Origin of the sequence: Laribacter hongkongensis DSM 14985 (assembly GCF_000423285.1) — a bacterium.
GTDB classification, from domain to species: domain Bacteria; phylum Pseudomonadota; class Gammaproteobacteria; order Burkholderiales; family Aquaspirillaceae; genus Laribacter; species Laribacter hongkongensis.
Genome location: NZ_AUHR01000004.1, coordinates 1 through 18,995, shown reverse-complemented (window position 1 = coordinate 18,995; position 18,995 = coordinate 1). Strand labels below are relative to the sequence as shown.

Sequence of the window (18,995 nt, the reverse complement as noted above, 5' to 3'; positions counted from 1 at the left end):
TCCGCCTCCGGCATGCCGCTCATGTCCTGGGCCGAAGCGCCATGACGACCGTCTGGCCGGACCGGCATCAGGCACGCACCCGGCGCTGGTCTGGGTTTGTTCCTGCCGGTATCCGCCCTCTGCCGGGCAGGAGGGGTACTGGCCAGTCGTCATGCCGGCCTGCCAGTCGCGCTCCTGCCCTCTTTCCAGGACAGGCCGACATGCGGTTCTGGTACCTGACGGTAGCCAGCGGCGGAATCCGGCCCGGCATGCAGGCCGTGCCAGTCATCCGGTCGATCCCCCTGACCGGACAACACATCAAGACAAACACCCCGCCTGGAAGCGGGGTGTTGGGCTGGTGACTGCCGGCGCTGTCTAACGACGGCTTGCGTGCAACACGAAAATGGCCGGCCGCTTTTTGTAGTCGGCACTGTCGCCTCGCCAGTCGACCACCGGCCGGCTGATGATCGACTGGGTCGGCAGGGTCAGGTCGCACGCCACGGTCAGCCAGGTCGAGGGCGCCAGCGTAGCGCGCAGGGTATCCAGCAGCTGCGGGTTGCGGTAAGGCGTCTCGATGAAAAGCTCGGCACTGTCCTCGTCGTGCGAGCGCTTTTCCAGCCGGCGGATGGCGGCGATGCGTTCGGCCTCGGGCACGGGCAGGTAGCCGTTGAAGGCAAACCGCTGCCCCTGGCTGCCCGAGCCCATCAGGGCCAGCAGGATCGACGATGGTCCGACCAGCGGTTCGACCGTAATGCCGTGCCGGTGCGCCAGCCGGACCAGGTTGGCGCCGGGGTCGGCCACAGCCGGACAGCCGGCCTCGGACAGCAGGCCGACGTCGTGGCCGGCCAGCAACGGGGCCAGCAGAGCCTCCAGCTCCGCCTCGACGGTGTGCTCGTTGAGTTCGGCAAGCTCCAGCACTTGCAGCGGCGTATCCAGCTCCAGCTGCTTGAGGTGCTTGCGGGCAGTCTTGCTGGCCTCGACCACAAAGCGGGTCAGGTGGCGGATGCGTTCACGCTGGGCAGGAATCACCCAGTTGTCGGGCGGCAAGTCGCCGAGCGGAGCGGGAATCAGGAAAAGCGTGGCCATTACAGTACCTCGACGCCGGCTTCCAGCAGCAGGTCCACCAGGTCAAAAAGGGGCAAGCCGATCAGGGCATTGGGATCGGTGGAATCAATGCGGGCAATCAGCGCCCCGCCGAGCTTTTCACTCATGCAGCCGCCGGCGCAGTGAATGGCATCCGGCTCGCGCTCAAGATAGGCGGCGATCTGTCCGTCGGTCAGGTTCCGCATGCGGACGGTGGTGATGTCCGCCCGTTCGCGCAACACGTCGCAACGGGCGTCGTAGAGCGCCAGGGCGGTGTGGAACACCAGCTCGCGGCCACGGGTGCGCCGGAGCATTTCGATGGCCGCGGGAACCGAGCCGGGCTTGCCCAGCTGTTCACCATCCAGCAGTGCCACCTGGTCGGAGCCGATGATCAGCGCATCCGGGCAGCGTTCGCCCAGCGAGCGCGCCTTGATGCGGGCCAGCCGGCAGGCCGTGTCCAGCGCGGATTCTCCGGGCAGCGGGGTTTCGTCACAGACGGGAGCCAGTGCCTCGAAAGGCAGGCCCAGACGGGACAGCATCTCGCGGCGGAATCGCGAGGTGGAAGCAAGGACCAAACGCATGAAAGTGAAGGATTCTTTTGACAGGGGAGAACGCGGATAATATCATCCGCCGTTTATGTCCCAACCCATTTTGATCAATCCGCTCACGTTCGCGCGTGAACGCCAGACACTCGACGGCAGCATGGCCGTGGCAGAGCTGGAGCGACTTCTTGAAGCGGTGGCCGATCCGGCCGGCCGTCTTGACTGGTCGCTCACGGGAGGTGTCGACAAGCTGGATCGTCCGTACCTGGTACTGGAGGTGTCCGGCCAAGTCGCACTGACCTGTCAGCGCTGTCTCGATCCGCTGCCTTTTGTCGTGACAGCCGATGCCTGCATCACGCTGTTTACCGACGAAAGCAAGCTCGAGGCCGCCAGCGATGAAGACAGCTCGCTGGATGCCGTCATGGCCGAAGACGAACTGGACGTGCTCGCCTTGATCGAAGATGAAGTCTTGCTGGGCTTGCCGCTCGCGCCGCGCCATGAGGATTGCCGTCCCGAGGCGCTTGAGGCGGCAAAGACCGACAAACCCAACCCGTTTGCCGTGCTTGCCGCGCTCAAGCGCAAGCCCGACTGAACTTGAATCGACTTAGGAGTCAATCATGGCTGTTCAGCAGAACAAAAAATCCCCCTCGAAGCGCGGCATGCACCGTGCCCACGATTTCCTGACCGCTCCGGTGATCGCCATCGAGCCGTCCACCGGCGAAGCCCATCGTCGTCACCACATCAGCCCGAACGGTTTCTACCGTGGCCGCAAGGTTGTCAAGGGCAAGGACGAGTAATCCTTCGTCCGCCAGCGCTGTCACCTGATCGGTCCCAGGACGGAAACGGTAACGGTGCCACTCATTCCCGAGCCGTGCCATCGCACGGCTTTACTTTTCCCGGATTAGCATGACACTCACAGTAGCTGTCGACGCAATGGGAGGTGACGTCGGGGTCGGCGTAACCGTACCTGCCGCCGTCGACTTTCTTGACCGCCATCCGGACGTCAGACTGATCCTGGTAGGCCAGCCGGACGCCATTGAAGACGAGCTGACCCGCCTTGCCCGCCCCCGTTCCGGCCGCCTGACCGTCCATGCCGCCTCGCAGGTCGTGGCCATGGATGACTCGCCCCAGTCGGCGCTCAAGAACAAAAAAGATTCCTCCATGCGGGTTGCCATCAACCTCGTCAAGGAAGGCCAGGCGCAAGCCGCCGTATCTGCCGGCAATACCGGCGCCCTGATGGCCACTGCCCGTTTCGTTCTCAAGACCATCCCCGGCATCGACCGCCCGGCCATTGCCAAGCTGCTGCCCACCATGAAGGGCGAAAGCTGCGTACTCGACCTGGGCGCCAACGTCGACTGCACGCCGGAACAGCTCTTGCAGTTCGGCATCATGGGCGCCACCCTGATCGAAGGCGTCACCGGCCGCAACAACCCCACGGTGGGACTGCTCAATATCGGCTCGGAAGAAATCAAGGGCAACGACACGGTCAAACAGGCCGCCGAACTCCTGCGCAATTCCAGCCTGAACTTTTACGGCAATGTCGAGGGTAACGACATCTACCTCGGCACGGTCGACGTCATCGTCACCGACGGCTTTACCGGCAATGTCGCCCTCAAGACGTCGGAAGGGCTGGCACACATGGTCGGCGCCCTGCTCAAGCAGGAATTCGGCCGCAACCTGTTTACCCGCCTGAGCGCACTGGCAGCCCTGCCGGTGCTCAAACACTTCAAGAAACGACTCGATTCCCGGCGTTACAATGGCGCCAGTCTGGTCGGCCTGCGCGGCATCGTGGTCAAGAGCCACGGCGGCACCGACAGCCTCGGTTTTGGCTATGCCATCGAAGAGGCCGTCGCCGAAGTCCGCGGCAACGTAACCGGACACATCCAGGAACAGGTCAGCCGCCGGCTGGCTGCGCTGGAGCCCGGTGACGCGACCTTGTCATCCTGAGAGTCAGTAGCCACAGAGAGATTTCCCCATGCCCTACGCCCGGATTCTGGGAACCGGCAGCTATCTGCCCGATACCATCCTCACCAACACCGAGCTGGCCAAACGCGTTGAAACCACCGACGAATGGATCGTCAGCCGGACCGGCATCCAGGAACGCCGCCTCGCCGCCGAAGGCCAGCTGACCAGTGACCTGGCGTACCGCGCGGCCCTGCGCGCCATCGAAGCGGCCGGCATCGAAGCCGCATCGATCGAAATGATCATCGTGGCCACCACCACCCCGGACATGGTTTTCCCCAGCACCGCCGTTGTCGTGCAGGAACGCCTCGGCCTCGCCGGTGTCCCCGCCTTCGACGTGCAGGCAGTCTGTGCCGGCTTCATGTACGCCTTTGCCACGGCCAACGCCTTCATCCGCAGCGGCCAGATCAAGCGTGCGCTGGTCATCGGCGCCGAAACGCTGTCGCGCCTGATCGACTGGGACGATCGCCGTACCTGCATCCTGTTCGGTGACGGTGCCGGCGCCGTGGTGCTGGGTGCCGACGAAGATACCGGCGTCCTGTCGACCGAACTGCGCGCCGACGGCCGCTACAAGGACATCCTCAAGTGCGATGCCCGCCCCTCGCAGGGCGTGCTGGCCGGCAACCCGTTTGTCTACATGGACGGCCAGGCCGTCTTCAAGTTTGCCGTCAAGGCGCTGGCCGACATTGCCGAAGTCACCCTGGCCAAGGCCGGCAAGACCAAGGCCGACCTGGACTGGCTGGTGCCGCACCAGGCCAACCTGCGCATCATCGAAGCCACGGCCAGACATCTGGCCCTGCCGATGGACAAGGTGGTCGTGACCCTGCCCAACCATGCCAACACCTCGGCAGCCTCGGTGCCGCTGGCACTGGATGCTGCGGTACGCGACGGCCGCATCCGGCGCGGCGAGCTGCTGTTGCTGGAAGGCATTGGCGGCGGCTTTGCCTGGGGCTCGGCCCTGCTGCATTACTGATTCCGTTTCCCGCTGCACAAGACGCCGGCCATGCCGCCGGCTTCCACATGCACCGGACCGAACCGCCTCCCCTTCGCAAGGAGATGTCGCATGAGTTTTGCGTTTGTCTTTCCCGGTCAGGGCTCGCAGAGCCTGAACATGATGGCAGGCTTTGCCGCCCATCCGGTCGTACGCGCCACGTTTGATGAAGCCGGCTCCGTGCTGGACCTCGACCTGTGGGGCATGCTTACGGCCGAATCGCCGGACGCCATCAACCAGACCGTCAACACCCAGCCCCTCATGCTGGCAGCCGGTGTCGCCGTGTGGCGTGCCTGGCGTGCTGCCGGTGGTGCCTTGCCGGCTGCCGTGGCCGGCCACAGCCTGGGCGAATACTCAGCCCTGGTCGCGGCCGACAGCCTGGCCTTTGCCGATGCCGTCCGGCTGGTCCGCTTGCGTGCCGAAGCCATGCAGGCCGCCGTGCCGGCCGGAACGGGCGCCATGGCTGCCATCCTGGGGCTGGACGACGCAGCGGTCGTCGCCGTCTGCGAAGCCGCAGCGCAAGGCGAAGTGGTCGAACCGGTCAACTTCAATTCACCGGGCCAGCTGGTCATCGCCGGTCACAAGGCCGCTGTCGAACGCGCCTGCGCCCTGTGCAAGGAGCAAGGCGCCAAGCGGGCGCTGCTGCTGCCGGTCTCCGTACCTTCGCACTGTGTCCTGATGCAGCCTGCCGCCGAGCAGCTGGCCGCGGCACTGGCGGACATCGAAGTGCGCAAGCCGGGCATCCGGGTGATCCACAACGCCGATGTGGCCAGCCATGACGAGCCGCAGGCCATCCGGGACGCGCTGACCCGCCAGCTGTATCGTCCGGTCCGCTGGACCGAAACGGTCCGCCTGCTGGCCGAAGACGGCCTGACGCAACAGGCCGAGTGCGGCCCCGGCAAGGTGCTGGCAGGTCTTGGCAAGCGCATTGATGCGCGCGTCAAGACCTTGGCGCTGACCGACGCCGCGGCACTGGAAGCTGCGCTGACCGAATTCGCCTGATCCCCGTATCCCGCAGGAGCCATTCATGAGCCTACAAGGCAAAATCGTCCTCGTTACCGGTGCCACCCGCGGCATCGGTGCTGCCATTGCCGATACGCTGGCCCGGGAAGGGGCCATCGTGATCGGTACCGCCACGACGGAAACCGGTGCCGTCGCCATCAGCGAGCGTCTGGCGCCGTTTGGCGGCCAGGGCATCGAATTCAACGTCAATGAAGGTGCAGAGCAGGTTGAACGCCTGATCAGCTACATCGACAGTACTTATGGTCCGGTCGGCATCCTGGTCAACAATGCCGGCATCACCCGTGACCAGCTGCTGATGCGCATGAAGGAAGAAGACTGGGATGCCATCATGGACACCAATCTGAAATCCGTCTATCGCCTGTCCAAGGCCGTGCTGCGCGGCATGATGAAGGCCCGCGAAGGCCGCATCATCAATATCGGTTCGGTCGTGGGCTCGATGGGCAATGCCGGACAAAGCAACTACGCGGCGGCCAAGGCTGCTGTCATCGGTTTTTCCAAATCGCTGGCACGCGAAGTCGGCAGCCGCGGCATTACCGTCAATACCGTCGCGCCGGGTTTCATCGAGACCGACATGACGCGTGATTTGCCGGATGCGCAGCGCCAGGCGCTGGAAGGCCAGATTGCACTGGGTCGTCTGGGTGCGCCCCAGGATATCGCTGACGCCGTAGCATTTTTGGCCTCGTCACGCGCTGCTTACATCACGGGTCAGACCCTGCATGTAAACGGTGGCATGCTGATGCCTTGATTTTTACCGTGACTGCCTGCACATTGGCAGGCATTCGCTGCAACACTTCGAAATTCGCGTCATTGGATTTAGGTATTTTGCTCTAAATTTTTTTTGGTAGAATGACGCGGTTTCATTACCCCGCTTTGAAAGGCCTAGGTAAATCCAAATGGAAAACATCGAACAGCGCGTCAAGAAAATCGTCGCAGAACAACTCGGCGTGAACGAAGCCGAAGTCAAGAACGAATCCTCGTTCGTGGACGATCTGGGCGCTGACTCGCTCGACACGGTGGAACTGGTGATGGCACTCGAAGAAGAATTCGAATGCGAAATCCCGGATGAAGAAGCCGAGAAGATCACCACCGTCCAGCAGGCGATCGACTACGTGACCGCCCACCTCGACAAGTAATCCCGCGATTTTCAGAGACCTCTGCCCAAGGCACATCAACGTGCCTGACCGTGCAGGGGTCTTTTGCCGTTCTGGAGCAGGTAAACGCCCGTTTGACACGGACAGGTTCCTGAAACCTCCCCGATCTTCCGGCGGCAATCGCATCGCATTCAGTAAAAGGAGTTCGACTTGGCTCGACGCAGAGTAGTCATCACCGGTCTTGGCCTGATCAGCCCGGTCGGCAACGACGTCACCACCGGCTGGGGCAACATCGTTGCAGGCCGTTCTGGCATCAGCCGCATCAGCCGCTTCGATGTGGAAAACTTCCCGATCCAGATCGCAGGTGAAGTCAGGGATTTTGACGCCAGCCAGTGGATTTCGGCCAAAGACGCCCGTCGCATGGATACGTTCATCCATTACGGCATGGCTGCCGGCATCCAGGCTGTTCGCGACGCCGGTCTTGAAGCCATTGCAGGCCTTGACCCCGAACGTGTCGGCGTCATCATCGGCTCGGGCATTGGCGGCCTGCCGATGATCGAAGACACCCACAATGCCTATCTGGCAGGGGGTGCCCGCAAGATCTCGCCGTTTTTCATTCCCGGTTCGATCATCAACATGGTGTCGGGCAACCTGTCGATCCTCTATGGCTACAAGGGCCCGAGCTACGCGATCGTGTCAGCCTGCACGACAGCCACGCACTCCATCGGTGACGCTGCCCGCCTGATCGAATACGGTGATGCTGACGTGATGGTTGCCGGTGGTGCTGAGTCCACCGTATGCCCGTTGGCGATTGGCGGTTTCGCATCCGCCAAGGCATTGTCCGGCCGCAACAGCGATCCGGCCGCGGCCAGCCGCCCTTGGGACAAGGACCGCGACGGTTTTGTTCTGGGTGAAGGTGCCGGGGTTCTGGTGCTGGAAGAATACGAGCATGCCAAGGCTCGCGGTGCCAGGATTTATGCTGAACTGGCAGGCTACGGCATGAGTTCCGATGCCTATCACATGACAGCACCGTGCGAAGACGGTGACGGCGCCATGCGCTGCATGAAAACCGCCCTCAAGAATGCCCGGATGAATCCGGATGAAGTCGACTATCTCAATGCCCATGGCACGTCGACTCCGCTGGGTGATGTCGCCGAAACGGTTGCCGTCAAACGTGTATTTGGCGACCACGCTTACAAGCTGGCTGTCAGCTCGACCAAATCGATGACCGGGCATCTGCTCGGCGCAGCAGGTGGCGTAGAGGCCGTATTCTCCGCCCTGGCAGTTTCCGAACAGATCCTGCCGCCGACCATCAACCTGCACGAAGCCGGTGAAGGCTGTGATCTCGACTACGTCCCCAACGAGGCACGCCATGCCCGTGTAAATGTGGCATTGTCGAATTCGTTCGGATTTGGCGGCACCAACGGTACGCTGATTTTCAAGCGCATCTGAACAAGCAACCAATCATGACAACGGGCACCGGATGGTGCCCGTTTTTCATTCTGCTCCACACAAGTCAGAACAGCTCGATGCTGCCGTCCAGAGGCATGCGGCGCAGCCGTTCCCGGTAACTGAGTTCACGTTCAAAGATCGTGCGGTTATGCACTTCCTTGATCTTTTTGACCAGTACACGCCCGCTTCTGGAAAAGAAATACAGCTTGCGCGGATAGCTGTCGAGCACGTCCTCCGCCATGACCGGAATCCCCTCCTTGGCCAGATACTGGCGCACGAAGTCAACATTGCGCTCGCCGATATTGGATTTGAGGATGCCCTTGAGCACATTGCCACCCCCGAAAATCTTGGCCTCCATGCGCTGCCGGTCAGCTCCCAGCTTGATCATCTCATTAATGAGGATTTCCATGGCATGCATGCCGTAACGGGCAGGCATGGTGGCCGCAGCCTCGGAATCCATCAGGGCATCCGGCAACATGAAATGATTGAGGCCGGACACATTGGCAGCCGAATCACGCAAACAGCACGACACGCAAGATCCCAGCACCGTGACCAGCAGCATGTCCCGGTTGGTGGCGACATATTCACCGGGCAGGACCTTGGTCGCTTCCAGCTTGAAATTATGGTCAAAGTACGTGGGTTTGGGCGCTGCGGCACTGGTCTGCTTGGTATTTCCGATAGTCATGATGTTCCAATTTCCTAGTGAGGAGCGGCCACGCCTTTCCCCTCTTCTGCCCGACCGCCTGCTCCACCCGCCATCCGGGTGACCATCTGGTGTGCCATGTCCCCCAGACTGGCAACCTCACATGCAGCACCGATTTCGATTGCTTCGCGAGGCATGCCAAACACCACGGAACTGGCCTTGTCCTGAGCATAGGTATACGCACCGGCTTTGCGTAGTGCGAGCAAGCCTTGCGCACCATCCCGCCCCATGCCGGTTAACAATACGGCGACAGTATGCCGTCCGGCAACCTTTAATGCCGAATGGAAAAGCACGTCAACAGATGGTCTGTGACGATTGACCGGATCACTGTCCACCAGTTGTGTACGCCAGTCTCCGGCCTGGGCCGAAAGCTGCAAATGTGCATGCCCGGGAGCGACCCACACCTGCCCCGGAGCCAGTTTTTCCCCGCCTTGCGCTTCACGGACCTGCAAGACGCAAGCCTGGTCCAGCCGACGGGCAAATGAAGCCGTGAATCCGGCTGGCATGTGCTGGACGATCAGCACAGGAGGCATCTGGGCCGGCAATGCCGAAAGCAACGTCACCAATGCCTCCGTTCCACCGGTGGATGCCCCGATCAAGACCAGGGCATCCCTGGCCGGAGGACGCAGTGACGGCATTGCCGGCGATTTATTCAAGTTGCATATTCGAGACAGATTGGCCTGTGCCGCTTTCTGGATCGCACCGGTCAGCTGCATTGCAAAACGCGGTATGGCCTGCCCCAGACCAGCCCCCGGCTTCTCCACAACCTCCACGGCCCCCAGCGCCAAGGCCTCGATGGCGACCTCGCTTCCACGAGCGGTCAGGCTGGACACCATCACTACCGGCGTCGGACGCAAACGCATCAGGCGACGCAAGAACTCCAGCCCGTCCATGTGCGGCATTTCCACATCCAGCGTCACCACATCAGGAGCCAGCAAGCGGATGCTTTCACGCGCCTGCAACGGATCCGCCGCCTGCCCGACACAGCACATGCCGTCACAGGCATTGATCAGCTCGGCCAGCAGATTACGCATCAGGGCAGAATCATCCACCACCAGAACCCGTACAGGCTGACTCATACCGCTACCTCCGTTGTCGCCAGGCGATACACCGTTTGCCCACAGGAAACAAACGGGGTGTCCTGGCTGACAATGTTTTCCGCATGGCCCAGATACAGCCGGCCATGGGGTGCCAGACGTCCGGCCAGCCGCTTCAGGATGGCTTGCCTCGTAGTTTCATCAAAATAAATCAGTACGTTACGACAGAAAATGGCCTCGAATGGCGCACCTTTTCCCCAGCCGGATTCGATAAGGTTCATCACCTCAAACCGTGCCAAGCTCATCAGTTCCGGACGAATGCGCGCCCGCCCGGACTGAGCACCGCGTCCGCGCAACCAGTAGCGGCTGCGACAGGCAAACGGCAAGGCCTCGACCTGGACCAGCGGATACACACCGGATGCCGCCTGGTTCAGTACCTTGATGTCCACGTCGGTAGCCAGCAACTCAACCCGCGGTGTCAGCGAGTTCCGTTCTTCGCACAACGCCATCAGGGCCGACCACGCTTCTTCTCCGGTCGAAACTGCCGCACACCAGATCCGGAAAGGCCGGTCAGACGGATGTGTCCGGAACTGTTTGACCAGCAGTTCAAAATGGTGGCGCTCCCGGAAAAACGCCGTCAGGTGTGTGGTCAGGGCACCGATGAACCCCTGCCATTCCGGGTGAGCCGGGGCCTCCTCAAGCAAATCAAGGTAGTCCGCAAACCGGCTGAAACCACACTTGCGCACTTGCCGGGCCAGCCGGGCATACACCATGTGTTCCTTGCCTTCCCCCAGACAGACCCCGCAGCGGCGCCGGATCAGGCTGGCGGCCCGCTCGAAATCACGTCGCTCGAAGAGCAGTTCGCCAGCCTCGACCATCAGAACGACTCCCACTCGCCCACTGATTCGCCACTTCCTTGCTGTTCCGTCCTGGCCTGTCCGGAAGCCGGTTCGGCTGCCGGCAGGGCAAACTTGCCAATACTCCGCCCTTTGCCGTCAGCTCCCCGGGCACCGCTGCCCCCCAGGTTGAACTGGGCCACCGCCTGGGCAAGGCTCACGGCCTGCTCGCGCATGGCTTCGGCAGCCGCAGCAGCCTCCTCGACCAGCGTGGCGTTCTTCTGTGTCATTTCATCCATCTGGCTGACCGAGATATTGACCTGCTCGATACCGGTCGACTGCTCGCTGGAGGCCGCAGAAATCTCACTGACAATCCCGCTGACCCGCTGGACTGCCGCCACGATCTCGCTCATGGTCCGGCCGGCCTCGTCCACCAGCTGGTTGCCGGACTCCACCTTGCTGACCGAATCACCGATCAGCGACTTGATTTCCTTGGCGGCCGAAGCAGAACGCTGGGCCAGGCTGCGGACCTCGCTGGCGACCACGGCAAAACCCCGTCCCTGTTCCCCGGCCCGTGCGGCCTCGACTGCTGCATTCAGCGCCAGGATATTGGTCTGGAAGGCAATACCGTCAATGACACCAATGATGTCGACAATCTTTTTCGCACTGTCGGCAATGTCATTCATGGTGGCTACCACCTGGTGCACTACCTCGCCGCCCCGGGTCGCGATGTCAGAGGCGCCCATGGCCAGGTTATTGGCCTGACGCGAGTTTTCGGCGTTCTGCTTCACCGTGCCGGTGATCTGCTCCATGCTGGCAGCAGTTTCTTCCAGGCTGGCGGCCTGTTGCTCGGTACGGGCGGACAGGTTCTGGTTGCCCGCCGTGATTTCCTGCGCGGCATTGCTGATCGTGTCGGAAGCACTCTTGATGCGCTGCACGATACCTCGCAGGTGCTCGACCGTAGCATTGGTATCCTGGCTGAGGGCTGCAAACGTGCCTTCAAAGTCGCCCTTGACCCTGGCAGTCAGGTCACCGCGGGCAAGCGCTGACAGTACCTGGGCCACATCGCCGATCCCCTGGTGCGTGGTATCCAGCAAGGTATTGAGACCTTCGGCCAGTTGCCGGAAAAAGCCGGTCTTGTTGTCGAGCTTGATGCGCTGGGTGAAATCGCCCTTGGAGGCCGAATTGACGATACCGGCAACCTCCTGCTCGACAGCCACTTCAGCCGTACGGTCCAGCCATTCCACGACCGTTCCCAGCCGGTTGCCCTGCGGATCAAAAACCGGATTGGCTGTCAGTGCAAAATGGCGCCCGCCAATGCTGATCTGCGTATGAATGACCGAGGACAACCGGGCCAGCATGTCCTGCTGGTGCCGGGGGTTGCGGTGGAAAATGTCCATGTTGCTGCCCTGGACCTTGTCGGCACTGAAGTTCGGCAGCCCTTTGCGGATATCCGATTCGGCGGCTTTCAGCATGGCCGTGACACTGCGGTTCATGAACAGGATGTTTCTGTCATTGTCAGCAATCATCACGTTGGCATTGACATGCTCCAGGGCCGCACGAACGCGGGCATTTTCGATGGCCAGCCGGGACGTATCATTCAGCCGGGCAAAGAGGCTGGTGTGATCGCCCTCGGCCACCGGCAAAGATACGGACAGGTCTCCCTGGTTGAGGCGTAGCAACGCTTCCCGTGCCACGGCTGGGTCCCCACCGATTTCACGCATGACCGAGCGTGTCGTCAGCCGGGCAAACGCGATGGCCAGAGCCAGGGACAAGGCGATGCCAAAGCCGATCAGCCAGTTGCCGAACACGGCCATTTCACTGGCCTCGCCAGCACCTTTGGTGGCTGCTGCAGTCTTGTGCTCGATATAGCGCGTGGTAGCTGCCATCAGGACCTGCATCGCCCCCTGGGTTTCATTCATCAGGTAACGCCGGGCAGCTTCATGGTTGCCCTGGTCATACAGGTTCAGGAACTGGCTCCTGTCGGCAAGGACTGCCTGCCGGGCGCTGACCATGCTGTTGAGCAAGGGCATGTCTTCAGCCGGGGCACCGGCCTGCAGTTTTTGCAGGATTTCGGCGTTCGACTCGGCTGCCAGCTTGGCCTTGTTGCGTGCCTCGCGTACCAGTGCTTCCGAATCCAGCAGCAGCATGCTCTGCAGGGAATTGGTCACCAGATTGGAGTTGTCGATGATGTGGTTGGCCTCGATGACCTGCGGCAAGGCCGTATCGTTGAGATGGTTCACGCGGCTCTGCATGGACTGGTTCTGCCAGATGGATACACCGCCCAGCAGTACCGGGATGATGGCCAACAGGCTGAAACACACCAGCAGGCGCCGGCTCAAGCTCATGTGTGAAAACTTCATGCTACCCCCTGCATATCTGTATTTGCCCGAAGGCACACACTCAACCGGCCTGTGCCAGCGAGTCATCAATCAAAGCCATGTCAGGACTGCACATCAGGCGTTCGATATCCAGCAAAATGACCATTCCTTCCTCATACGGACCCAGTCCGGTCATGAAGCTGGTGTCCACCGCCCCCATGTCAGGTTTGGGATGGATTTCGTCCGGTCCGAGGGCGATCACGTCAGACACGCCATCTACAACCACCCCCACCGTGCGCTGGCTGACGTTGAGAACGATCACCACGGTTTGCGCGCCGTAGTCGATTGCTCCGGTTGAAAACCGGATACGCAGGTCAACCACCGGCACAATGGCACCCCGCAGGTTGATGACTCCCTTGATGAATTCCGGTGTACCGGCAATGCGGGTGACGGCATCGTAGCCCCGGATTTCCTGCACCTTGAGCAGGTCAATGCCGTAGGTTTCCGGGCCGAGCGCAAACACGAGGTATTCCCGTGCGCCTCCCTCCTGATGGCTGTCAGCCATGGCTAGCCTCCCTGCCCCATGCGCACGACCTCGGCTCCGTCCAGGATGAAGGCCACCTGGCCGTCTCCCAGAATGGTGGCCGCAGCCAGCCCGCGCACGCGGCGATAATTGGTTTCCAGGTTTTTGACGACAAACTGTTGCTGCGAGACCAGATCGTCCACCAGCAAGGCCACGCGCTGGGACGCCACGGTGATGATGATGACCAACCCTTCATGGGCTTCGCGGACACGTGGCTGGATATCGAAAATTTCCCACAGCGCCAGCAAGGGCAGGCATTCGCCGCGCACCCGCAGCAAACGGTGTTGCCCGGCCAGCGTGAAAACGTCTTCCGCGCGGGGTTGCAGCGACTCCACGACCTGCGACAGGGGCAGGATGTAGATTTCGTTGCCGATGGCAATCGACATGCCGTCAAGAATGGCCAGCGTCAGCGGCAAATGCAGGCTGATGGTCGTGCCGACTCCGGCAAGGGATTCAATCCGGATGGAGCCGCCCATGGCCTCGATGTTGCGGCGGACAACGTCCATCCCGACACCGCGCCCGGATACATCCGTGACGGCCTGCGCAGTGGAAAATCCGGGTTCGAAGATCAGTTGCCACACTTCGGCATCATTCATCGTGTCACTGACGTTCAGCCCCTGCTCGCGCGCCTTGGCCAAGATGCGGTCACGCTGCAAACCAGCGCCGTCATCGCTGACTTCGATCACGATGTGGCCGCCCTGATGAAAGGCCCGCAATGTCAGTCGCCCGACCGGAGGCTTGCCCGCACCGGCCCTTCCCTCGGCAGATTCCAGTCCGTGGTCAAGGCTGTTGCGCACCAGATGCGTCAGGGGATCAGTCAGTTTTTCAACAAAGCTTTTGTCGATTTCGGTCTGCTCACCGATGACCTGCAACTCAACCGCCTTGCCAAGCTTTTGCCCCAGCTCGCGCACCAGTCGCGGAAAGCGGCCAAATACACTGGCAACCGGCAGCATGCGCACCGACATGACGGCCTCTTGCAGTTCGCGGGTCGTACGTTCCAGCTGGGCCATGCCCCGCTGCAATTCTTCACTGGCCAGCGTACCAAGCCTCTCGACCTGCTGCGCCAGCATCGACTGGGTAATGACCAGTTCTCCGATCCGGTTCAGGAGCTGGTCAACTTTCTCGACATTGACCCGGATCGAGGTTTCCGGTTGAGGTGTCGCCTGACGCAGGGCAGGCGTACTGCCGGTTGCCGCAGGTTCTGCTACGGGAGGAGACACATCCGCCGTTGCAGCAGCCGGCGGCGCAAACAGGCCCCAGCCCTCGTCAACGGGTGCAGCCGGTTCTGTGGCACTTGTGGCCACGACCCGTTGAGTATCCACAAAAACGCCAAATGCCTCGTCGCCCTGGCTTTCGAGGTGCTCCAGCCGGAATTGGCCCGGGGGCAGCCAGAAAGCCAGGCTTTCGGCAATGTCGGTGGCCGAGAGCCCGCTTTGCAACTGGAATACCAGTTCTTCACCCTGCTCTCCGCAAGGTTGAACGGTGCCCAGTGCGGCCAGCCGGTCTTGCAATCCTTCCGGATGCCCCAGCTGCCGGTCCCAGCACAACAGATAATGGCCACCATCAGGCCGGGATGAAGTAACAGGTACTGGCATGTCAGTACCCTCGTCATGCGCAGCCAGCAAGGCAGCCTCTATCTCGGCAAGGCGTCCGGGATCGACAGCGGTGGCTCCGTCCCGGTGCGCGGCCAGCTGGTCGGCAATCACGTCCCGTGACTTGAGGCACACGCTTATCCGCCCGGCAGTCAGGGGAAGCTCTCCACGACGGATGCGGTCCAGCAGGTTTTCAAGCCCGTGGGTAAATCCGGCAATGTCGGCAAAACCGAAGGTACCGGCACTGCCCTTGATGGAATGTGCGGCCCGGAAGATGGCATTGAGTGCCTCGCCATCGGTAGTCTGGCCGGGCTGGCTTTCCAGAAGCAGGCGTTCGATGGTTTCCAGGTGATCGGCAGCTTCATCGAAAAAAGCTGCATGGAACTGGCTGAGATCAATGCTCATGGTGCCGGATCACCCCAGGAGTTTGCGCACGACATCCACCAGTTTCTGTGGATCGAACGGTTTGACCATCCAGCCACTGGCACCGGCTGCCCGGCCCTGTGCCTTCATGTCATCACCGGCTTCGGTAGTCAGCATGAGGATCGGGGTTGCCCGGTATGCCGGCAGTTGTCTCAGCTCACGAATCAGGGTCAGGCCATCCATGCCAGGCATGTTCTGGTCGGTCAGGACCAGATCCACCCGGTGGCTGTTGGCCTCTTTCAGGCCGGCAAGGCCATCAGGGGCAGAAATGATGTCGTAACCCGCATTTTTCAGCGTGAAAGTGACCATCTGGCGAATGGAGGGCGAATCGTCGACAGCCAGTATGCATTTGGCCATTGCATGTCCTTTCTTGTTCGACAGGGAAGGCAAGCTGCTAGAACAGCTCGATATCCCCTTGTGCCAGGGTGTGCTGGCAAACCGGATTGCGTTCTTGAAGGTTTTGATGAAGCTTTTGGCCCAGTTGCTCACGCCGGGCCGGATCGGCATGGACACCGCATCCGGCAGCCAGCGTCACCAGCGCCTGCTGACGCTGGGCCAGATAGCGCGCCAGCTGGGTCACCAGGTCATGAAACTGGAGGTTGCGCACGATCTCGCCCACGGCCTGGTCAATGTCCTGGGTCAGTCGTCCAAGAGCCGATGAAGCTGTTTTCAACCGGACATGCTGCTGCTCGGCCTCATTGCGCATCACGTCAATGTCGGTTTGTGCCTGCACGACAAAAGCGTGGTCATCCCGGGCCAGATTGCCGGCAGCCTCGGTGGTATTGGTCACGGCCTCCCGGACGCCGTCCATGCGCTGGCGCACCTGGGCCGACAGTACACAGGTCTGGGTTGCCAGCTTTTTGACTTCGTCGGCCACGACGGCAAAGCCACGCCCGGACTCCCCGGCATGTGCAGCCTCGATGGCAGCATTCAGCGCCAGCAACTGGGTTTGCCTGGTGATCTTTTCGATGTCATCCAGCACACCGCCCATTCCCTGGACTTGCTCGACGATGGTTTGCATGTGCTGGACCAGCATGTCGGCGACCTGTTCGTTCTGGCGGATGGAGTCCAGAAAGCGTTTCAGGGTGCAATCCAGAGAAGATGAAAACTGGGCGAATCCGGTTTCACTGCTGGCACCTTCATACAGATGCCGAGTTTCGGCTTCCTGGCTGCGGGTACGCTGGGTAATGCCGTCAAAGCCGCCCATGAGATGTGACATGCCTTCGTCGAACAGCTGCTCCAGCCGTGAGAGGTCACTGCGGCATTGTTCTGCCAATTGCTCAACCTCGTGCCAGATTGCCCGCTCTCCTTCGGAAAGAGGCAAATCCCCGGAATCAGGAGTGTCCGCTCCGGCTGACTCTGCCACAGCGGGAGCAAGCGGCCAGCAGGCCATGGCGGTCAGTGACACCAGCAGCAGGGCCAGCAGCAAAGGCTGGGGAAATTGCCACAACAATCCGGCCCCGGTCGCCAGCATGCCCAGAGCCATGGCCTGGCGTACCCACGGCAGCTGCAAAACGGCAACAGGACGGACGGACATGACACTCTCCAATGTGGAGCCTGGCCGGCTCTCACTTTCTGTAATGGTCATGCCAGGTATAAGTCACGCCCCAAGCAACCGCCACAATGTCATTGTTTTGCAAAAAACGACCGTTCATCCTGATAAAAAGCCACAAAGCCGCTCCAGAAGCGGCTTTGTGGTCGGCGAGACAAATATATTGATTAGCTACCGTTGGTCGTTTGCGGGATGAGCGGTAGTGTTATTACAAACTTCGCTCCATCAGCATATCCGGCATCCAGATGGAGTGTGCCACCATGCTGGGTCACGATCTGCCGGGCCAAAGCCAGCCCTAATCCGGTACCGTCGGTTCGCGTGGTTACGAATGGTTCGAAAATCCGTTCGGCCATTTCAGGCGGTACGCCAGGCCCGCAATCGATCACGCACAGGGAGAGACCGGCTTCGGTCAGGTCGACGGCAAGCGTGACGACGCTGCCCGCCGGTGAAAACGCCATGGCGTTTTCAACCAGACATATCAGGGCACTCGCCAGCGTCTGCTCGTCAGCCATGATGAGGTCTGGTGCAGCCTGCAGTTCGATGTCAAAGCCAACCTGCCGGGCTGCCGCCAGCCCTGCTACTGCATGATGCACACTATCCAGCAGCCGCGATAACGGCACGCGCCCTGGTGGCATGATGTCACCCCGCACATAGCTCAATGTGTCCTGGATCTGGCCTTCCAGCTGGCGCAAACGCTCCAGCGTACGCTCGGCAAACCGCTGGCGTGCCGAAGCAGGCAGACCGGGCTCCGAGAGATTGGCTGCATACAGCATGGCAGCGGAAAGGGGTGTCCTGAGCTGATGTGCCAGCCCGGCCATCATCTGCCCCATGGCAGCCAGCCGCTCCTGGGCGGCCAGTTGTCGCAATAGCAATTGCGTCCGGGTGTTGTCATGCAGGAGGACGATGCGCCCCCCCATCGGCAACTCCCGTGTTTCGACCTGTATTTGCCGCACCACACCCAAGGGATCCGTCAGCCACCAACCATGGGCAACATCCGCAGGGGAGAGGGTCGTCATCAGCTCGTCCCACAACCGCCCCGGCCAACCGTTTCCCAGCATCTCGCTCGCAGCCGGATTCAGACTCAGGATACGACCGTCTGATGCACACTCGACCACGCCAGCAGGCAATGCATCCAGCAAAAGTGCCAGGCGTTCCGCCAACCCGACCCGCTCGGATGTCTGGCGAACCAGCGCCAGGTTAGCGAGTTCAAGCTGCGCAGACAGGCTGGCGACATCTTTCTGGAGTTTGGCATAAGAGTCGATTAATTCGACGGATGCCTGGTTAAAGAGCGAAAATGCCGTTTCCAGCCGATCGGCGGCATGAGTATTTTCTTGAGGCTGATCACATGACATGCAAGGCTTTATGACGTTGGTAAAGACTTGTGGTAATAATGCGGCAAATTGCTGCGTCTGAGTTGACTGGGCTCAGGATTTACCCGGTTTATCCGATATAAAAAGCACATTATCCGGTCTGTCCGGTATCTTGATCCAAGCGGAGTGTCCTGTGTCTGACCTTTTGAAAAGCATTGATGCACGAACCAAGCTCGCAGGAGCCAACAAGCTGGAAATCCTGCTCTTCTCGCTCGGCACCGATCAGCGCACCGGTCGCAAGGAAACATTCGGCATCAACGTCTTCAAGGTCCGCGAAGTCATGCGGACCCCCGAAATCACTTCCGCTCCCGAAATGAGCTCCGCCGTCGAAGGCATGGTCAGCCTGCGCGGGCAGCTCGTCCCGGTCATCGACCTCGCCAAGTACACCGGCATCATCACCGACAAAAAACCCGAAATCATGATCGTGACCGAATACAACGGTCACACACAGGGCT

The 18,995-nt window shown here is 61.1% G+C and carries 21 protein-coding genes; 10 read left to right on the top strand and 11 right to left on the bottom strand.

Annotation, left to right across the window (positions count from 1 at the left end; all coding sequences use genetic code 11):
* Positions 1–354: 354 nt before the first annotated feature.
* Together G542_RS0104655 and G542_RS0104650 are read right to left on the bottom strand one after the other, a co-directional pair.
* Entirely contained in the window at positions 355–1,065 is a 711-nt protein-coding gene (locus G542_RS0104655; protein WP_027823515.1) for an SAM-dependent methyltransferase, read from the bottom strand.
* Positions 1,065–1,643 (bottom strand): Maf family protein, encoded by a 579-nt coding sequence (locus tag G542_RS0104650; protein WP_012696061.1) that lies wholly within the window; start codon positions 1,641–1,643, stop codon positions 1,065–1,067. Before G542_RS0104650 ends, G542_RS0104655 begins: the two co-directional genes overlap by 1 nt.
* Positions 1,644–1,698: 55 nt before the next feature.
* Between G542_RS0104650 and G542_RS0104645 the strand changes: the two genes are divergently transcribed.
* The 8 genes from G542_RS0104645 to fabF all read left to right on the top strand — a co-directional run bounded on the left by G542_RS0104645 (position 1,699) and on the right by fabF (position 8,123).
* The gene (locus G542_RS0104645; protein WP_027823514.1) at positions 1,699–2,196 is read left to right on the top strand and encodes a YceD family protein; all 498 of its coding nucleotides are present in this window, start codon (positions 1,699–1,701) and stop codon (positions 2,194–2,196) included.
* Between the two features lie 25 nt (positions 2,197–2,221).
* A complete protein-coding gene (rpmF, locus tag G542_RS0104640; RefSeq protein ID WP_012696059.1) occupies positions 2,222–2,401 on the top strand; it encodes a 50S ribosomal protein L32 in 180 nt (59 codons plus the stop codon).
* Between the two features lie 109 nt (positions 2,402–2,510).
* Positions 2,511–3,551 carry a phosphate acyltransferase PlsX gene (plsX, locus tag G542_RS0104635; RefSeq protein ID WP_027823513.1) on the top strand — a complete coding sequence of 347 codons (1,041 nt, stop codon included), beginning with the start codon at positions 2,511–2,513 and terminating at the stop codon, positions 3,549–3,551.
* A 28-nt stretch (positions 3,552–3,579) separates the two neighbouring features.
* Positions 3,580–4,539 (top strand): beta-ketoacyl-ACP synthase III, encoded by a 960-nt coding sequence (locus tag G542_RS0104630; protein ID WP_027823512.1) that lies wholly within the window; start codon positions 3,580–3,582, stop codon positions 4,537–4,539.
* A 90-nt stretch (positions 4,540–4,629) separates the two neighbouring features.
* On the top strand, positions 4,630–5,559 hold the full coding sequence (gene fabD, locus G542_RS0104625; RefSeq protein ID WP_027823511.1) for an ACP S-malonyltransferase: 930 nt from the start codon (positions 4,630–4,632) through the stop codon (positions 5,557–5,559).
* A 25-nt stretch (positions 5,560–5,584) separates the two neighbouring features.
* On the top strand, positions 5,585–6,325 hold the full coding sequence (gene fabG / locus G542_RS0104620; RefSeq protein ID WP_012696055.1) for a 3-oxoacyl-ACP reductase FabG: 741 nt from the start codon (positions 5,585–5,587) through the stop codon (positions 6,323–6,325).
* A 148-nt stretch (positions 6,326–6,473) separates the two neighbouring features.
* Complete coding sequence (gene acpP, locus G542_RS0104615; RefSeq protein ID WP_012696054.1) at positions 6,474–6,713, top strand: acyl carrier protein; 240 nt, start codon at positions 6,474–6,476, stop codon at positions 6,711–6,713.
* A gap of 168 nt (positions 6,714–6,881) precedes the next feature.
* Positions 6,882–8,123: a beta-ketoacyl-ACP synthase II gene (fabF, locus tag G542_RS0104610; protein WP_027823510.1), complete on the top strand. Its 1,242-nt coding sequence runs from the start codon at positions 6,882–6,884 to the stop codon at positions 8,121–8,123.
* Between the two features lie 64 nt (positions 8,124–8,187).
* Here the strand turns inward: fabF and cheD are convergent, their stop codons facing one another.
* Genes cheD through G542_RS0104570 form a run of 8 tightly spaced genes read right to left on the bottom strand, consistent with a single transcriptional unit; the run spans position 8,188 to position 17,155 of the window.
* Positions 8,188–8,808, bottom strand: a complete 621-nt coding sequence (gene cheD, locus G542_RS0104605; protein WP_012696052.1) for a chemoreceptor glutamine deamidase CheD — start codon at positions 8,806–8,808, stop codon at positions 8,188–8,190.
* A gap of 14 nt (positions 8,809–8,822) precedes the next feature.
* Positions 8,823–9,905 carry a protein-glutamate methylesterase/protein-glutamine glutaminase gene (locus G542_RS0104600; RefSeq protein WP_012696051.1) on the bottom strand — a complete coding sequence of 361 codons (1,083 nt, stop codon included), beginning with the start codon at positions 9,903–9,905 and terminating at the stop codon, positions 8,823–8,825.
* Entirely contained in the window at positions 9,902–10,756 is an 855-nt protein-coding gene (locus G542_RS0104595) for a CheR family methyltransferase (RefSeq protein WP_143714425.1), read from the bottom strand. The genes G542_RS0104600 and G542_RS0104595 overlap by 4 nt, the downstream gene beginning before the upstream one ends.
* Positions 10,741–13,062, bottom strand: a complete 2,322-nt coding sequence (locus tag G542_RS19615; RefSeq protein ID WP_012696049.1) for a methyl-accepting chemotaxis protein — start codon at positions 13,060–13,062, stop codon at positions 10,741–10,743. Before G542_RS19615 ends, G542_RS0104595 begins: the two co-directional genes overlap by 16 nt.
* 40 nt (positions 13,063–13,102) lie before the next feature.
* Positions 13,103–13,585, bottom strand: a complete 483-nt coding sequence (locus tag G542_RS15930; RefSeq protein WP_012696048.1) for a chemotaxis protein CheW — start codon at positions 13,583–13,585, stop codon at positions 13,103–13,105.
* 2 nt (positions 13,586–13,587) lie between these two features.
* The gene (locus G542_RS0104580) at positions 13,588–15,600 is read right to left on the bottom strand and encodes a chemotaxis protein CheW (RefSeq protein WP_034985073.1); all 2,013 of its coding nucleotides are present in this window, start codon (positions 15,598–15,600) and stop codon (positions 13,588–13,590) included.
* Between the two features lie 9 nt (positions 15,601–15,609).
* Positions 15,610–15,975 carry a response regulator gene (locus G542_RS0104575; protein ID WP_012696046.1) on the bottom strand — a complete coding sequence of 122 codons (366 nt, stop codon included), beginning with the start codon at positions 15,973–15,975 and terminating at the stop codon, positions 15,610–15,612.
* A 37-nt stretch (positions 15,976–16,012) separates the two neighbouring features.
* Positions 16,013–17,155, bottom strand: coding sequence for a methyl-accepting chemotaxis protein (locus G542_RS0104570; RefSeq protein WP_280513438.1), 1,143 nt, complete (start codon positions 17,153–17,155; stop codon positions 16,013–16,015).
* Between G542_RS0104570 and G542_RS18775 the strand changes: the two genes are divergently transcribed.
* Positions 17,154–17,366, top strand: coding sequence for a hypothetical protein (locus G542_RS18775; protein ID WP_162142333.1), 213 nt, complete (start codon positions 17,154–17,156; stop codon positions 17,364–17,366). The two genes, G542_RS0104570 and G542_RS18775, sit on opposite strands and share 2 nt — an antisense overlap.
* On the opposite strand, the gene G542_RS0104565 is transcribed toward G542_RS18775, so the two are convergent.
* A complete protein-coding gene (locus tag G542_RS0104565) occupies positions 17,338–18,522 on the bottom strand; it encodes a sensor histidine kinase (protein ID WP_051189908.1) in 1,185 nt (394 codons plus the stop codon). The genes G542_RS18775 and G542_RS0104565 overlap by 29 nt on opposite strands.
* A gap of 151 nt (positions 18,523–18,673) precedes the next feature.
* Between G542_RS0104565 and G542_RS15925 the strand changes: the two genes are divergently transcribed.
* Positions 18,674–18,995 (top strand): chemotaxis protein CheW (locus G542_RS15925; RefSeq protein ID WP_162142334.1); only part of this gene is annotated, 322 nt, incomplete at its 3' end.

Bases quoted from the DNA above. Each gene is read 5' to 3' on its own strand.
- G542_RS0104655 (WP_027823515.1), bottom strand. From the start codon at position 1,065: ATGGCCACGCTTTTCCTGATTCCCGCTCCGCTCGGCGACTTGCCGCCC.
- G542_RS0104650 (WP_012696061.1), bottom strand. From the start codon at position 1,643: ATGCGTTTGGTCCTTGCTTCCACCTCGCGATTCCGCCGCGAGATGCTG.
- G542_RS0104645 (WP_027823514.1), top strand. From the start codon at position 1,699: ATGTCCCAACCCATTTTGATCAATCCGCTCACGTTCGCGCGTGAACGC.
- rpmF (WP_012696059.1), top strand. From the start codon at position 2,222: ATGGCTGTTCAGCAGAACAAAAAATCCCCCTCGAAGCGCGGCATGCAC.
- plsX (WP_027823513.1), top strand. From the start codon at position 2,511: ATGACACTCACAGTAGCTGTCGACGCAATGGGAGGTGACGTCGGGGTC.
- G542_RS0104630 (WP_027823512.1), top strand. From the start codon at position 3,580: ATGCCCTACGCCCGGATTCTGGGAACCGGCAGCTATCTGCCCGATACC.
- fabD (WP_027823511.1), top strand. From the start codon at position 4,630: ATGAGTTTTGCGTTTGTCTTTCCCGGTCAGGGCTCGCAGAGCCTGAAC.
- fabG (WP_012696055.1), top strand. From the start codon at position 5,585: ATGAGCCTACAAGGCAAAATCGTCCTCGTTACCGGTGCCACCCGCGGC.
- acpP (WP_012696054.1), top strand. From the start codon at position 6,474: ATGGAAAACATCGAACAGCGCGTCAAGAAAATCGTCGCAGAACAACTC.
- cheD (WP_012696052.1), bottom strand. From the start codon at position 8,808: ATGACTATCGGAAATACCAAGCAGACCAGTGCCGCAGCGCCCAAACCC.
- G542_RS0104600 (WP_012696051.1), bottom strand. From the start codon at position 9,905: ATGAGTCAGCCTGTACGGGTTCTGGTGGTGGATGATTCTGCCCTGATG.
- G542_RS19615 (WP_012696049.1), bottom strand. From the start codon at position 13,062: ATGAAGTTTTCACACATGAGCTTGAGCCGGCGCCTGCTGGTGTGTTTC.
- G542_RS15930 (WP_012696048.1), bottom strand. From the start codon at position 13,585: ATGGCTGACAGCCATCAGGAGGGAGGCGCACGGGAATACCTCGTGTTT.
- G542_RS0104580 (WP_034985073.1), bottom strand. From the start codon at position 15,600: ATGAGCATTGATCTCAGCCAGTTCCATGCAGCTTTTTTCGATGAAGCT.
- G542_RS0104575 (WP_012696046.1), bottom strand. From the start codon at position 15,975: ATGGCCAAATGCATACTGGCTGTCGACGATTCGCCCTCCATTCGCCAG.
- G542_RS18775 (WP_162142333.1), top strand. From the start codon at position 17,154: ATGACACTCTCCAATGTGGAGCCTGGCCGGCTCTCACTTTCTGTAATG.
- G542_RS0104570 (WP_280513438.1), bottom strand. From the start codon at position 17,155: ATGTCCGTCCGTCCTGTTGCCGTTTTGCAGCTGCCGTGGGTACGCCAG.
- G542_RS0104565 (WP_051189908.1), bottom strand. From the start codon at position 18,522: ATGTCATGTGATCAGCCTCAAGAAAATACTCATGCCGCCGATCGGCTG.